This is a genomic window from Pseudogulbenkiania sp. AW2-16, from assembly GCF_056824575.1.
Map to the genome: position 1 here is coordinate 164,459 of NZ_CP157668.1, position 13,131 is coordinate 177,589.

A 13,131-nucleotide genomic window follows, 5' to 3' on the forward strand; every position below is an offset into this window, starting at 1 on the left:
ATCCATTCTAGAAATGAATTAAAATTATCGTTACCATTCACTAACGGAATGCACCAACATGGACATCAAAGCGCTGCGTTATTTCATTGAAGTAGTGCGCCGTCAAAGTTTTACCCGCGCCGCCGATGCCCTGTTCGTGACCCAGCCGACCATCAGCAAGATGGTCAAGCACCTGGAAGAAGAACTCGGCGTGCCGCTGATCATCCGCGAGGGACGCAGCTTCCAGCTGAGCGACGCCGGCAAGGTCGCCTACGAGCGCGGACAAGATGTGCTGGCCGCCATGAGCCGCCTGAAAACCGAGCTGTCGGACCTCTCGGCGCTGACCCGCGGCGAGCTCATCGTCGGCCTGCCACCGATGGTCGGCGGCGCCTTCTTCGCGCCGGTGGTCAGCTCGTTCCGCGCTCACTACCCCAACGTCGAACTGAAGATGGTCGAATACGGTGCGCGCTCGATCGAGAGCAACATCCGTTCCGGCCAGCTGGAAATCGGCGTAGCGGTGCTGCCGGTCGATCGCCAGGTGTTCAATACCTTCAGCTTCGTGCGTGACCGCCTGTGCCTGGTGGCCCCGGACCAGTCGCGCTGGCACAGCCAACGCAACATCAAGCTCGCCGACATCGCCGACGAGCCGATCGTGTTCTACCCCGAAGACTTCTCGCTCTCCACCCTGGTCAGCCAAGGCTTTCGTCGCCTGGGCAAAACCATCCATATCGCCGGACGCAGTGCCCACTGGGACTTCATCGCCGCCATGGTGGAAGCCCGCCTCGGCATCGCGCTGCTGCCGGAAAGCGTGGCGGCCCGGTTGTACGGGCGTCCCTTCGACGTCATCCCGCTCGACGAGAAGGAGATCATCTGGCACCTGGCACTGATCTGGCAAAAGGATGTCTATCTCTCACACGCCGCGCGTGCCTGGATCCAGATGTCGCGCGACATGCTGGGTAGCCTGGAATAGACGAGGAAGCACGATGAAAACCCTGAAACTGCTGCTGCTCAGCCTGCTGCTGGCTGCCTGTTCGACTCTCTCCTGGCAAAAGCCGCAGGTGTCGATCGCCGACATCGAGCCCGGCAAGAGCACGCTGTTCGAGCAGACCTTCACCCTTACCCTGCGGCTGCAGAACCCGAACAACTACGCCCTCTCGGCGAAAGGGCTGGTATTCGACGTCGCCGTCGGCGGCGAGAAACTGGCACGCGGGGTCAGCCCCCAGGCGATCCAGGTCGCGGCGCTGAGCGAAAGCCTGGTCAAGGTCGAGTTGCACACCAGCACCCGCCACTGGCTGAAACAGGTCGGTCGCCTGCTTGAACACCCGGACAGCACGCTCGACTATGAAATCAACGGCCAGCTGCAAGATATAAACGGCCTGGGCACGCTGCCGTTCAGCAGCAAGGGCGAATGGAGCCGCCCGCATTGAACAAGGCTGGCGCCAGGAGACCGGGGCTTGCCCCTCCTGGCAGCAGCGCTCCCGCCCTCCAGCGCGGCGCCTTCCCGTGAAAGACGGGCGAGCCAGGCTTTACAAGAGAGAGTCCGCCTTGCTCGCCCAGGCGCGCAGCGACTCCAGAAACAGCCGAACCCGCCTGGGCTGCCCGCTGGTCGCATAGACAGCATGCATTTGCGGATCCTGGCCACGGGAAGAGGTCACCCGATAATCCGGGCAGACTTTGACGAGAGTCCCCTCCTTGACCGCCGGCGCCGCCAGCCAGCTGGCCAATCGGGCAATCCCCACGCCATGCCGCGCCGCCTGATGCACCGCGACGCCCGAATTGAAACGGTAGCGGGGCTCTACCTTGCTGCGGAACTGCCTCCCCTCCGAGACGAAATACCAGTCCTTGAGGATGCGAGGCGCCGTGTGCACGATAAGCTCATGCTCCACCAGTTCGTCGGGCAATACCGGTAGCCCACGCCGGCGAATGTAGTCCGGGCTGGCGAACAGATGACGGCGGTAATCCCACAAGGGGAAACCGATCAGTTCGCTGTCTTGGGGAAATGCCCCGCGTATCGCAAAATCCAGCTTTTCCCGGATCGGGTCCAGCAGTTCGTCACTGAAACGCACATCGATGCGCACATCGGGGTGCTGGGTGGCGAACTCGGCGATCACCCCCGGCAACACGCCGATGGCGAGGTTTTCCGGTGCGGCACACCGTATCCAGCCCTGCGCCGCCGCGCCGAGGCCGGCCAGTTCCTCCTGAGCTTCCACCTGCAAATCCAGCATCTGCCTGGCGTAGGTGTAATAACTCTCCCCCGCCGCGGTCAGGCTTACCAATTTCTGCGAGCGCTGCAGCAGAGTACTGCCGACCTCGTATTCCAAGGCCTGAATCGCCCGCGTCACGGCGCTGGGAGAGCGCCCCAGCAGCCGGGCGGCGGCGACAAAGCTGCGCTTTTCAGCCACGGTACAGAACACACTGATTTCCCACAGCAAGGGTAGCTGCATCGGCCCTCTCTCATTGCAATTAACGCAACACGATATTGCAACATAATCCGGGCTGCTCTTCTATACTCGCCGCCAATCGGTTGCTGGCATCTTGCCGCCAGGGCCATGCCATCACCTCGTTCAGAGCGATACCATGCTGACCTTGACCTTGCTATGCGGTTTTGCCTTCTGTGCCGGACTGATCGATGCCGCCGTCGGTGGTGGCGGCCTGATCCAGATTCCGGCGTTGTTCAACATCCTGCCTGCCGTGCCGTCCGCCACACTGCTCGGTACCAACAAGCTGGCGTCGGCCTGCGGCACCTCGCTCGCGGCCCGCTCCTTCATCGGCAGAGTAGCGATTCCCTGGAGCCTGGTGCTGCCAGCCGCCTTCAGCGCCTTTGCCATGGCGTTCCTGGGCGCCGCCGCCGTATCGGCGGTACCGACGGCGGTGCTGCGCCCGCTGGTACTGGTGCTCATCGTCGCCATGGCGCTCTATACCTTTTTCAAGAAGGACTTCGGCGCGGTGCGGCGCCCGCTCTCGGTAGGCTGGCGCGAGCGTCTGCTGTCGCTGCTGGTCGGCGGGGCGATCGGCTTTTATGACGGACTATTCGGCCCTGGCACCGGCAGCTTCCTGATCTTTCTGTTCATCCGCTGCTTTGCCTTCGACTTCCTGCAGGCTTCCGCCTCCGCCAAACTGGTGAACCTGGCCACCAACATTGCCGCACTGTGTTTTTTTGTCCCCACCGGCAAGGTGCTGTATGGCGTCGCCGCTCCGATGGCACTGAGCAACATGGTGGGGGCTTGGGTCGGAACCCGCATCGCCATGAAACGCGGCACCGCGTTCATCCGCACGCTGTTCCTGTGCCTGCTAGCCATCCTGATCGTCAAGCTCGGCTACGACATGATCAAGACTTGACCCCCGTCTTCCGGCCCTTGCCATGACCTCGCCGGCTCCCGGCCACGCAGCCCCTGGCAAGCGGATAGACATCCTGCGGCGGCAGACACGGCAGGGCCGGAAAATCCATCTAGAAAAGAAGAGCCGGCGGCCAGCCCGCCGGTTTCGTTTTTCCATAAAAAAACGCCACCGTCTCCGGTGGCGTTTTGCTTGGATCTGGCAGTCGTGACGACTTAGATCATGCCCTTGCTTTTCAGCAGTTCGAACATGGTCTTGCCGATTTCGGCCGGGCTGCGGGTGTAGGCGATGCCAGCTTGCTCAAAAGCCTTGAACTTCTCTTCGGCGGTACCCTTGCCGCCGGAGATGATGGCACCGGCATGGCCCATGCGCTTGCCCTTCGGCGCGGTAACGCCGGCGATGTAACCCACAACCGGCTTGGTCACGTAGGCCTTGGCGAACTCGGCCGCTTCCTCTTCGGCGGAACCGCCGATTTCACCGATCATCACGATGGCGTCGGTGTCCGGATCGTCCTGGAACAGCTTCAGCGCGTCGATGTGGCTGGTGCCCGGGATCGGGTCGCCGCCGATACCGATACACGTGGACTGACCCAGGCCCAGGGCGGTGGTCTGCGCCACGGCTTCGTAGGTCAGGGTGCCGGAGCGAGACACGATGCCGATACGGCCCGGGTTGTGGATGTGCCACGGCATGATGCCGATCTTGCACTCGCCCGGGGTGATGATGCCGGGGCAGTTCGGGCCGATCAGGCGGATGCCGGCTTCGTCGACGGCTTTCTTCACGTACAGCATGTCGAGGGTCGGCACGCCTTCGGTGATGCAGACGATCAGCTTCACGCCGGCGTCCACGGCTTCCAGGATGGAGTCCTTGGCAAATGCTGCCGGTACGTAGATCACCGAGGCGTCAGCCTGGGTCTGGCGTACGGCATCCTTCATGGTGTTGAACACCGGCAGGCCCAGGTGCTCGGAACCGCCCTTACCCGGGGTCACGCCACCAACGACCTTGGTGCCGACCTTCAGCGCTTGTTCTGCGTGGAAAGTCCCGTTCTTGCCGGTGAAACCTTGCACCAGCACTTTCGTATCTTTGTTGACCAATACGCTCATTTTGAAATCCTTATGCGGTGCAGGTGATTAGAGGGCAGCGACGGCAGCAACGATCTTCTCGGCTGCGTCGTTCAGGCCCTGGGCGGAGGTCAGCTTCAGACCGGATTCGTCCAGGATCTTGGCGCCCAGCTCGGCGTTGTTGCCTTCCAGGCGCACAACAACCGGCACTGTCACATTCACTTCCTTCACGGCAGCAATGATCGCCTCGGCAATCATGTCGCAACGCACGATACCGCCGAAGATGTTGATCAGCACGCCCTTCACCGAGGTATCGGCCAGGATCAGCTTGAACGCCTCGATCACGCGCTCCTTGGTGGCGCCACCGCCCACGTCCAGGAAGTTGGCCGGCTGGCCGCCCTTCAGCTTGATGATGTCCATGGTGGCCATCGCCAGACCTGCACCGTTCACCATGCAGCCGATGTTGCCTTCCAGGGCTACGTAGTTCAGGTCGAACTCGGAAGCCTTCACTTCGCGTTCGTTTTCCTGCGACTTGTCGCGCTGGGCCAGCAGTTCCGGGTGACGGTACAGGGCGTTGGAGTCGAGGTTGATCTTGCCGTCGACGCAAGCCAGTTCGCCGTTTTCACGCAGCGCCAGCGGGTTCACTTCGAACAGCGCGAAATCGTTGGCCACGAAGGCTTCGTAGGCGCCCAGCATCAGCTTGGTGAATTCGCCAACCTGCTTGCCGGAGAGGCCCAGGGCAAACGCGCAATCGCGCGCCTGGAACGGCTGCATGCCGACCAGCGGGTTCACTTCGACCTTGATGATCTTTTCCGGGGTTTCTTCGGCGACCTTCTCGATTTCCACGCCGCCTTCGGTGGAAACCATGAACACCACGCGCTGGGAACCGCGGTCAACCACGGCGCCCAGGTACAGTTCGCGCTGTACCGGGTACATGTCTTCGCACACCAGCACGCTGTTGACCGGCTGACCGGCCGCGTCGGTCTGATAGGTCACCAGATTGGTGCCGATCAGGGTTTTGGCGACTTCGGCGGCTTCTTCGCGGCTCTTCACCACTTTCACGCCACCGGCCTTGCCACGGCCACCGGCGTGGACCTGGGCCTTCACAACGGCAAACTTGCCACCCAGCTTGTCGTAAGCAGCGGCGGCTTCTTCCGGCGTGTGAGCCAGAATGCCTTGTTGCACCGGCAGGCCGTACTTGGCCAGCAGCTCTTTCGCTTGGTATTCGTGCAGGTTCATCTATGGTTTCCTTTCGGTGGATAGTCGGCAGGCCTTTCGGCCAACCTTGCTATGCCTGGGATTCTGCAAATTTACCGCCCGCATCACGGGCGGATGGGTCAATCAATCCAGCGCAAGACGAGAGTTCAGACTCGGCGAGCAGAGACAAGACGAGGCGCTCGGAGCGCAGCAACCGGAATGTACATCAAGTACATAAGGGTTCCGAAGCGCTGAGCGAATATAAAATCCGCCCGCCGTGCGCGCAACAGCGTCTTGACACCGTCGCCGGCTGAAAGCCGTTTTAGCCGTGCAGCGCGCGCTTGTCTGCCGCCAGCGCCGCCTCATGTACCACTTCGGACAGCGACGGATGGGCGTGGACGATGCGTGCCAGGTCTTCGCTGGCCGCCTTGAACTCCATCGACACCACGCCTTCGGTGACCAGCTCGGACACCATCGGGCCGATCATGTGCAGGCCGAGGATGCGGTCGGTCTTGGCGCAAGCCAGGATCTTGACGGTACCTTGCGCCTGGCCGAGGCCGAGCGCGCGGCCGTTGGCCGCGAAGCCGGACGTGCCTTTCTTGTACTCGATGCCTTCGGCCTTGAGCTGCTCTTCGGTCTTGCCGACCCAGGCGATTTCCGGCGAGGTGTAGATCACCCACGGAATCACGCCGAAGTCGACGTGCGGCTTCTGGCCGGCGATGCGCTCGGCCACGGCCACACCCTCTTCCGACGCCTTGTGCGCCAGCATCGGGCCGCGCACCACGTCGCCGATGGCCCAGATGTTCGGCAGGTTGGTATGGCAGTGGTCATCCACCACCACGAAGCCACGCTCGTCCATCTGCAGACCGACGCTCTCGCCGCCCAGACCGGCGGTGTTCGGCACGCGGCCGATCGACACGATCAGCTTGTCGAATTCGGCGCTGAAGGCTTCACCGTTCAGCTCGTAGTTGACGGTGACGCTGTCGGCCGCGGTCTTGATCTCGCCGATCTTCACGCCCAGCTTGATGTCGAGACCGGTGTCCTTGGTCAGCGTCTTGAAGGCTTCCTTGGCGATCTGCTGGTCGGCGGCGGCGAGGAAGGTCGGCATCGCTTCGAGGATGGTCACCTCGGCGCCCAGACGCTTCCATACCGAGCCCATTTCCAGGCCGATCACGCCGGCGCCGATCACACCCAGGCGCTTCGGCGTGGCGCTCAGCGCCAGGGCACCGGCGTTGTCCAGCACCAGCTGGTTGTCGACCGGCAGGCCCGGCAGCTGACGCGGGTTGGAACCGGTGGCGATGATGACGTGGGTGGCTTCCAGGGTATCCACCACGGCACCGCTGTCGCTGACCTCGATCACCCAGCGCTCGCCCTGGCGGCCTTTCAGGCTGGCCAGGCCGTGGATGTTCGCAACCTTGTTCTTCTTGAACAGGAAAGCGATACCGCCGGCGTTCTTGGTGATGATGCCGTCCTTGCGCTTGAGCATCTCGGCGACGTCCATCTTGGCGCCGTCCACCGTGATGCCGTGCTTGGCAAAGTCGTGCTGCACGGCGTGGAAGTTTTCCGACGACTGCAGCAGGGCCTTGGACGGGATGCAGCCTACGTTCAGGCAGGTACCACCGAGGGAAGGCTTGCCTTCCGGATTCTTGTAGGCGTCGACGCAAGCGGTGTTGAAGCCCAACTGCGCTGCGCGAATGGCGGCCACGTAGCCGCCGGGGCCGCCGCCGATGACGACGACGTCAAACTGCTGACTCATTGAATTCCCCTGTTTCGCGGAGGCCGGTCCAAACAGACTGCCAGGGCCGGCTCCGTGTCGCCGTCTCTGCAAGAAACGGCGACGCACATTCGTAATGCCCGGGAACGCTCGATCCCGGGCAGGCAAGACCTTACAGGTCGAGGATCAGGCGGGCCGGATCTTCGATCGCGTCCTTGATCGCCACCAGGCTCAGCACGGCTTCGCGGCCGTCGATGATGCGGTGGTCGTAGGACTGCGCCAGGTACATCATCGGGCGCACCACCACCTGGCCGTTCTCGACCACAGCACGCTCCTTGGTAGCGTGCATGCCGAGGATCGCGGACTGCGGCGGGTTGATGATCGGGGTCGACATCATCGAACCGAAGGTACCGCCGTTGGAGATGGTGAAGGTACCGCCGGTCAGCTCTTCCACGGTCAGCTTGCCTTCCTGGGCACGCTTGCCGAAGTCGGCGATCTGCTTCTCGATCTCGGCCAGGGAGAGTTGGTCAGCGTTACGGATCACCGGCACCACCAAGCCGCGCGGGCTGCCCACGGCCACGCCGATGTCGAAGTAACCGTGATAGATGATGTCGTTGCCGTCGACCGAGGCATTCACGATCGGGTATTTCTTCAACGCGGCCACGGCAGCCTTCACGAAGAAGCCCATGAAGCCCAGTTTGATGCCGTGTTCCTTCTCGAAGCGGTCCTTGTACTTGTTGCGCAAGTCCATCACCGGCTTCATGTTCACTTCGTTGAACGTGGTCAGGATGGCGTTGGTCTGCTGGGAGAGCACCAGGCGCTCAGCCACACGCTGGCGCAGACGCGACATCGGCACGCGCTGTTCCGGACGACCGGAGGTCAGGCTGGCCACGTTCACGGCCGGGGTGGAGGCCAGAGCGACACCGGCAGCCGGAGCGGTCGGAGCCACTACCGGGCCGGACTGGGCCGGAGCGGCAGCCGGCTTGGCAGCAGCGGCAGCCACATCTTCCTTCAGGATACGGCCGTCACGGCCGGAGCCGCTCACGTCGGCCAGGTTCACGCCGGCTTCGGCGGCCAGCTTGGCGGCGGACGGCATGGCCGCGCCACCCGGTGCCGCGGCAGCAGCGGTCGGAGCTGCAGCCGCAGGGGCCGCAGCAGCGGCAGCCGGAGCAGCCTCACCCGCCTTGGCTTCGGTGTCGATCTGGGCAATCAGTTGGCCCGAGGTCACCGTGGCGCCGTCTTGCTCGATCAGTTTCACGATGACGCCGGCTTGCGGAGCCGGCAGTTCCAGCACGACCTTGTCGGTTTCCAGATCGATCAGGTTTTCGTCGCGGTTGACGAACTCGCCGACCTTTTTGTGCCACGTCATCAGGGTGGCTTCGGAAACCGATTCCGGCAGCTGAGGAACTTTCACTTCGATCAACATTATTGTCTTCTCCGTTGACGGGGGAGCCCTCCCCCGTGTGCACTGTCAGGGTGTGTTATTTGTTCAGCGTCATTGCTTCGTCAAGGAAGTCCTTGAGCTGGGCAACGTGTTTGCTCATGTAGCCAACGGCGGGCGAGGCGGACGACGGGCGGCCGGCGAATGACAGCGTCTGCTTGGCGCCCAGAAGGCCCTCGAGACGATGGCGGATCTGGTACCAGGCGCCCTGGTTGCGCGGCTCTTCCTGCACCCACATGACTTCTTTCAGCGCCGGGAACTTGGCCAGTTCGGCGGCGACCTGCTCGGTCGGGAACGGATAGAGCTGCTCGATGCGCACGATGGCGATGTCCTGCTCCAGCTCACGCTCCTTGCGGGCGTTGACCAGGTCGTAATACACCTGGCCGGCGCACAGCAGCACGCGCTTCACCTTCTTCGGATCCTGGATGCCGGCGTCGCCGATCACCGGGCGGAACGAACCCTGGGTCAGGGTCTCGACCGGGCTCATCGCGTCCTTGTAGCGCAGCAGGCGCTTGGACAGGAAGATCACCAGCGGCTTGCGATACGGGCGCAGCACCTGGCGGCGCAGCACGTGGAACATCTGTGCAGCTTCGGACGGCATCACGATCTGGATGTTGTGCTCGGCACACAGTTGCAGCCAGCGCTCCAGACGGGCGGAAGAGTGCTCCGGGCCCTGACCGTCGTAGCCGTGCGGCAGGATGGTGGTCAGGCCAGACAGACGACCCCACTTGGTTTCGCCGGAGGTGATGAACTGGTCGATGGCCACCTGGGCGCCGTTGGCGAAGTCGCCGAACTGGGCTTCCCAGATCACCAGCTGATCCGGAGCGGTGCAGGAATAGCCGTATTCGTAGGCCATTACCGCTTCTTCGTTCAGGATCGAGTCGATCACCAGGAACTCGCCCTGGTTGTCGGACATGTTACGCAGCGGCACGTAAGAGCCTTGGTCCCAACGCTCGCGGTTCTGATCGTGCAGTACGGCATGACGATGCGAGAAGGTGCCGCGACCGGAGTCTTCACCGGACAGACGCACGCCGAAGCCGTTGGTCACGAGCGAAGCATACGCCACCGTTTCCGCCATGCCCCAGTCGACCGGCTGCTCGCCAGCGGCCATGGCGACGCGGGCATTCAGCACCTTCTGCACCGTCGGATGCGGCTTGAAGCCTTCCGGTACCGTGGTGAACTTCTCGGTCAGGCGCTGGATATCGGCCAGCGGCAGCGAGGTGTCGGTCGGGTGAGCCCAGTGGGTGCCCAGGTACGGGGTCCAGTCCAGCGCGTGTTCGCGGCGATAGTTGGTCAGCACGGTCTGCTCGACGTGCTCGCCCTTGTCCAGCGCGTCACGGTAGGCGCGGATGAAACCGTCCGCCTCTTCCGCGCTCAACACGCCTTCGGCCACCAGGCGTTCGGCGTACATGGCACGCACGCCGGCATGCTTGGCGATCTTTTTGTACATCATCGGCTGGGTCAGGAACGGGTCATCGCCCTCGTTGTGGCCCAGCTTGCGGTAGCACACCAGATCGATCACCACGTCCTTCTGGAAGGTCATGCGGTAGTCGAGCGCCGCCTGCATCACGTAGCACACTGCTTCCGGGTCGTCGCCGTTGACGTGGAAGATCGGTGCTTCGACCATCTTCGCCACGTCGGTACAGTACAGCGTGGAGCGCATGTCGCGGGTGTCGGAGGTAGTGAAGCCGACTTGGTTGTTGATGATGATGTGGATGGTGCCGCCGGTACCGTAGCCGCGCGTCTGCGACAGGTTGAAGGTCCCCTGGTTGACGCCTAGGCCGGCGAAGGCCGAGTCACCGTGGATCAGCACCGGAACCACCTGCTTGCGGGCGCTGTCCTTGCGGCGATCCTGACGGGCACGAACCGAACCTTCCACCACCGGGTTGACGATTTCCAGGTGCGACGGGTTGAACGCCAGCGAGACGTGCATCGGACCATCGGCGGTCGGGATGTCGCTGGAGAAGCCCATGTGGTACTTCACGTCGCCGGAGGCCAGTTGCGTCATGGCCTTGCCTTCGAACTCGGCGAACAGGTCGCGCGGCAGCTTGCCCAGCGTGTTCACCAGCACATTCAGACGACCACGGTGGGCCATGCCGATGATCAGTTCCTGCACGCCCTGGCTGGTGCCGCTCTGGATCAGGTGATCCAGCGCGGCGATGGTGGATTCGCCGCCTTCCAGCGAGAAGCGCTTCTGGCCCACGTAACGGGTGTGCAGGTAACGCTCCAGCGTCTCGGCAGCCGTGATCTGCTTGAAGATGCGCTTTTTCTTGTCGCTGTCGTAACGCGGCGTCGACAGGTCCCCCTCGAAGCGCGTCTGCACCCAGTGCTTTTCGGTCGAGGTGGTGATGTGCATGTACTCGAGGCCGATGTTGCCGCAGTAGGTCTGCTTCAGACGGGCCAGAATTTCGGACAGCGGCAGTTTCTTCGGGCCGACCAGCGAGCCGGCGTTGAACAGCACCGCCATGTCGGCGTCGGTCAGGCCGTGCGTGGCCGGATCGAGCTCGCGGATGGTGGCCTGATCCATGCGCTTGAGCGGATCGAGGTTGGCCTGGCGCGAGCCGAGCACGCGGTAGGCCGAGATCAGCTTGAGCACGGCGACCTGCTTCTGCATCGACTCCCAATCCGTGGCCGCGCTGCTGCGCTGGCCCAGTGCCGGCTTCTTGGCCAGCTGGATGAAGGATTCCTGGATAGGCTGGTGCGGCACGTCACGCTCGGCGGCGCCCGGGGCCTGTGCCAGCTTGTCGAAGTAGCTGCGCCACTCGCTCGACACCCCGTTCGGATCCGCGAGGTACTGTTCGTACAGCTCCTCGATGAACGGTGCATTCCCACCGAACAGGTAGGAATGACTGTACATGGATTGCATCATTGTTCGACCCTTTATTTTGTCTGTGTTGCTGTGTTGCTCGGTTAGACCTGCAACGCCCGGTGCCGCTGACGTTACAAAAGCACTGGGGAAATGGCGCATCGGTGCACCGATCTCCATTGCCGCAAGGCTCGTGTCGCCACGTTGCTACGGAATTTTCACCCCGCGGAAGAAAAGTTGGCCGAAGGAAGCTTCGGCCAACTTCTCACCTAGCGATGACTCAGCGCTGTTCGACCGCGATGTAATCGCGACGTTCTGCGCCGGTGTACAGCTGGCGCGGACGGCCGATCTTCTGCTGCGGATCGGAGATCATCTCGTTCCAGTGGCTGATCCAGCCCACGGTACGTGCCAGCGCGAAGATCGGGGTGAACATCGACACCGGAATGCCGATGGCCGACAGCACGATACCCGAGTAGAAGTCCACGTTCGGGTACAGCTTGCGCTCAATGAAGTACGGATCGGACAGAGCGATCTTCTCCAGCTCCATGGCCAGCTTGAACTTCGGGTCGTTGTGCAGACCCAGTTCGTTCAGCACTTCGTCGCAGGTCTGCTTCATGATCTTGGCGCGCGGGTCCATGTTCTTGTACACGCGGTGGCCGAAGCCCATCAGCTTGTAGCGCTTGTCCTTCACGCCCTGCATGAAGTCGGCCACGTTGTCCACGCTGCCGATCTCGTCCAGCATCTTCAGCACGGCTTCGTTGGCACCACCGTGGGACGGACCCCACAGGCAGGCGATACCGGCGGCAATACACGCGAACGGGTTGGCACCAGACGAACCGGCCAGACGCACGGTCGAGGTCGACGCGTTCTGCTCGTGGTCGGCGTGCAGGGTGAAGATGCGGTCCAGCGCGCGGGCGGTAATCGGGTTCACCTTGTACTCTTCGCACGGGGTCGAGAACATCATGTGCAGGAAGTTCTCGGCGTAGGACAGGCCGTTCTTCGGATAGGAGAACGGCAGACCCTTGTTGTAGCGGAAGGCCTGAGCAGCGATGTTCGGGATCTTGGCGATCAGGCGATGCGCCGACACTTCGCGGTGGTGCGCGTCGTTGATGTCCAGCGAATCGTGGTAGAACGCCGACAAGGCACCGACCACACCAACCATTACCGCCATCGGGTGAGCATCGCGGCGGAAGCCCTTGAACACGGTCAGGATCTGATCGTGCAGCATGTTGTGACGCAACACCTTGCGGTCGAAATCGGCCTTCTGCTCGGCGGTCGGCAGTTCGCCGTTCAGCAGCAGGTAGCAGACTTCCAGGTAGTCGCTCTTCTCGGCCAGTTGCTCGATCGGGTAACCGCGGTAGTACAGCTGGCCCAGGTCACCGTCAATGAACGTGATCTTGGATTCGCAGCTGGCGGTCGCCAGGAAACCCGGGTCAAAGGTAAACATCCCGGTCTTGCCAAAAGAACGGATGTCCACCACGTCCGGACCCAGCGTGCCTTCCAGCACCGGCAGTTCCAGAGCGTCTTTTCCTTCGTTGTAAGTGAGCGTCACTTTACGGTTGCTTTCCACAGCAATTCTCCCAGTCTGGTTTATGGTCGT

The 13,131-nt window shown here is 62.6% G+C and carries 10 protein-coding genes; 3 read left to right on the forward strand and 7 right to left on the reverse strand.

The genetic code is table 11. The annotated features are described in order from the left end of the window. Positions 1-58 precede the first annotated feature (58 nt). Together ABKF58_RS00775 and ABKF58_RS00780 are read left to right on the forward strand one after the other, a co-directional pair. Positions 59-949: a LysR substrate-binding domain-containing protein gene (locus tag ABKF58_RS00775; protein ID WP_482583048.1), complete on the forward strand. Its 891-nt coding sequence runs from the start codon at positions 59-61 to the stop codon at positions 947-949. Positions 950-962: 13 nt separating this feature from the next. Continuing rightward, positions 963-1,406, forward strand: coding sequence for an LEA/WHy family protein (locus tag ABKF58_RS00780; RefSeq protein WP_482583049.1), 444 nt, complete (start codon positions 963-965; stop codon positions 1,404-1,406). 99 nt (positions 1,407-1,505) lie between these two features. Here ABKF58_RS00780 and ABKF58_RS00785 read toward each other — a convergent pair whose 3' ends face one another. Further along, positions 1,506-2,411, reverse strand: coding sequence for a LysR family transcriptional regulator (locus tag ABKF58_RS00785; RefSeq protein ID WP_482583050.1), 906 nt, complete (start codon positions 2,409-2,411; stop codon positions 1,506-1,508). A 145-nt stretch (positions 2,412-2,556) separates the two neighbouring features. Between ABKF58_RS00785 and ABKF58_RS00790 the strand changes: the two genes are divergently transcribed. Beyond that, positions 2,557-3,318 carry a sulfite exporter TauE/SafE family protein gene (locus ABKF58_RS00790; protein ID WP_482583051.1) on the forward strand — a complete coding sequence of 254 codons (762 nt, stop codon included), beginning with the start codon at positions 2,557-2,559 and terminating at the stop codon, positions 3,316-3,318. Between the two features lie 212 nt (positions 3,319-3,530). Here ABKF58_RS00790 and sucD read toward each other — a convergent pair whose 3' ends face one another. The 6 genes from sucD to gltA all read right to left on the reverse strand — a co-directional run bounded on the left by sucD (position 3,531) and on the right by gltA (position 13,101). After that, entirely contained in the window at positions 3,531-4,415 is an 885-nt protein-coding gene (gene sucD / locus ABKF58_RS00795) for a succinate--CoA ligase subunit alpha (protein ID WP_008953132.1), read from the reverse strand. A gap of 27 nt (positions 4,416-4,442) precedes the next feature. Continuing rightward, positions 4,443-5,612, reverse strand: a complete 1,170-nt coding sequence (gene sucC / locus ABKF58_RS00800) for an ADP-forming succinate--CoA ligase subunit beta (RefSeq protein WP_482583052.1) — start codon at positions 5,610-5,612, stop codon at positions 4,443-4,445. A 280-nt stretch (positions 5,613-5,892) separates the two neighbouring features. Beyond that, positions 5,893-7,326 (reverse strand): dihydrolipoyl dehydrogenase, encoded by a 1,434-nt coding sequence (lpdA, locus tag ABKF58_RS00805; protein ID WP_482583053.1) that lies wholly within the window; start codon positions 7,324-7,326, stop codon positions 5,893-5,895. A gap of 130 nt (positions 7,327-7,456) precedes the next feature. Next, the gene (gene odhB, locus ABKF58_RS00810) at positions 7,457-8,710 is read right to left on the reverse strand and encodes a 2-oxoglutarate dehydrogenase complex dihydrolipoyllysine-residue succinyltransferase (RefSeq protein WP_008953135.1); all 1,254 of its coding nucleotides are present in this window, start codon (positions 8,708-8,710) and stop codon (positions 7,457-7,459) included. Between the two features lie 55 nt (positions 8,711-8,765). Further along, entirely contained in the window at positions 8,766-11,594 is a 2,829-nt protein-coding gene (locus tag ABKF58_RS00815) for a 2-oxoglutarate dehydrogenase E1 component (protein ID WP_482583054.1), read from the reverse strand. 217 nt (positions 11,595-11,811) lie between these two features. Further along, positions 11,812-13,101, reverse strand: coding sequence for a citrate synthase (gene gltA, locus ABKF58_RS00820; protein WP_008953137.1), 1,290 nt, complete (start codon positions 13,099-13,101; stop codon positions 11,812-11,814). Between the last annotated feature and the right edge of the window lie 30 nt (positions 13,102-13,131).

Bases quoted from the DNA above. Each gene is read 5' to 3' on its own strand.
- ABKF58_RS00775 (WP_482583048.1), top strand. From the start codon at position 59: ATGGACATCAAAGCGCTGCGTTATTTCATTGAAGTAGTGCGCCGTCAA.
- ABKF58_RS00780 (WP_482583049.1), top strand. From the start codon at position 963: ATGAAAACCCTGAAACTGCTGCTGCTCAGCCTGCTGCTGGCTGCCTGT.
- ABKF58_RS00790 (WP_482583051.1), top strand. From the start codon at position 2,557: ATGCTGACCTTGACCTTGCTATGCGGTTTTGCCTTCTGTGCCGGACTG.
- sucD (WP_008953132.1), bottom strand. From the start codon at position 4,415: ATGAGCGTATTGGTCAACAAAGATACGAAAGTGCTGGTGCAAGGTTTC.
- sucC (WP_482583052.1), bottom strand. From the start codon at position 5,612: ATGAACCTGCACGAATACCAAGCGAAAGAGCTGCTGGCCAAGTACGGC.
- lpdA (WP_482583053.1), bottom strand. From the start codon at position 7,326: ATGAGTCAGCAGTTTGACGTCGTCGTCATCGGCGGCGGCCCCGGCGGC.
- odhB (WP_008953135.1), bottom strand. From the start codon at position 8,710: ATGTTGATCGAAGTGAAAGTTCCTCAGCTGCCGGAATCGGTTTCCGAA.
- ABKF58_RS00815 (WP_482583054.1), bottom strand. From the start codon at position 11,594: ATGATGCAATCCATGTACAGTCATTCCTACCTGTTCGGTGGGAATGCA.